This window comes from Capnocytophaga sp. oral taxon 326 str. F0382 (assembly GCF_000318295.1).
Classification (GTDB): domain Bacteria; phylum Bacteroidota; class Bacteroidia; order Flavobacteriales; family Flavobacteriaceae; genus Capnocytophaga; species Capnocytophaga periodontitidis.
Genome location: NZ_KB291442.1, coordinates 6,016 through 7,421, shown reverse-complemented (window position 1 = coordinate 7,421; position 1,406 = coordinate 6,016). Strand labels below are relative to the sequence as shown.

1 protein-coding gene is annotated in these 1,406 nt (G+C 41.1%); it reads left to right on the top strand.

The features are described 5' to 3' along the window. Positions 1-647 precede the first annotated feature (647 nt). On the top strand, positions 648-1,379 hold the full coding sequence (locus HMPREF9073_RS11245; protein ID WP_009413890.1) for a ThiF family adenylyltransferase: 732 nt from the start codon (positions 648-650) through the stop codon (positions 1,377-1,379). The last annotated feature ends 27 nt before the right edge of the window (positions 1,380-1,406 follow it).

Genomic DNA, 1,406 nt, shown 5'->3' with positions numbered 1-1,406 from the left:
CAGCGATAGCTGGGTATGTGCTGCAAACGCCCATCACAAACGCCCAAACAAAAAAGCTTTTCAGACAGTTTTATTAAGTAACGTGAGTTCGATATAACAGAACATTGGTATACCGATTGTAACAGATATACTCACAAAATAATTCACCGTCAGGTGAAAATTCGTGAGATAATGTAAAGTAAAGAGTTTTTTACAGCCCTTATTTCGTGAAAATTCGTGAAATTCGTGGGAGATTTAAAACATTTTACTGATTATTTCTGATTGTTAAATAATTACTTACGTCGAACTCACATTAATATAACATCAGATCGATATAACAGAATATTGATTTAGAGCTTTGTATCAGATATACTCACAAAATAATTCACCGTCAGGTGAAAATTCGTGAGATAATCCGTCAGGTGAAATTCGTGAGATAATACAAAACAAAGACTTTTATACAATCCCAAATTCGTGAAAATTCGTGAAATTCGTGGGAGATTTAAAACATTTTACTGATTATTTAATAATTACTTACGTCGAACTCACGTTAAGTAGCAAAATATTTTTGCACTTCACAATATTATTCCTACCTTTGCACCGTAGAAAAATTGATACTATAAAATTGAGTACAAGCCTCTTCCATACCGAAGAGGCTTTTTTAAAATATGAACAATCACTGGTTAGAACGTACTGAACTATTAATCAAACAGCAAGGCATCAACACCTTGCAAAAAGCACATATCCTCATTGTAGGCTTAGGAGGCGTTGGCTCTTTTGCCGCCGAATTTATAGCCCGCGCAGGCGTAGGATCCCTCACTATCGTCGATGGCGATTGCGTCTCTCTATCTAATATCAATAGGCAGCTGCCTGCCCTTCACTCCACCGTAGGCAAAAACAAAACCGATGTAATGGCTGCCCGCCTTTTAGACATCAACCCCCAACTCAACCTTACCGTACTACACGAATTCCTCACCCCCGAACGCGCTACCGAAATCGTAACCCCTCAGTTCGATTATGTAATCGATTGTATCGATAGCATCACCCCCAAGCTCAACCTCATTCTCTCAGCCAAACGCCAACGCGTGCGTTTAGTGAGCTGTATGGGAGCAGGAGGTGCCACCGATGTATCCCAAATAAAAGTAGCCGACCTGATGAAAACCTATAACTGCCCATTAGCAAAGTTTATCCGAAAACGCCTGAAAAACGAGCGCATCCATTCAGGTATTAAAGCCGTATTCTCTTCCGAAATCGTTTCCAAAGACACTATGCAGCGCACCGAAGGCCTCGACTACAAAAAATCATTCTACGGCACCATTAGTTTTATGCCCGCCGCTTTCGGCTTACACGCCGCCGCCACCGCCATCAACTATCTATTAAAAAAACCCGCAACCCCCTAACCCCTATCCCCTAACCCCTATCCCCTA

What these genes read in the sequence shown, in the direction of transcription:
- HMPREF9073_RS11245 (WP_009413890.1), top strand. Translation starts at nt 648, where the DNA reads ATGAACAATCACTGGTTAGAACGTACTGAACTATTAATCAAACAGCAA.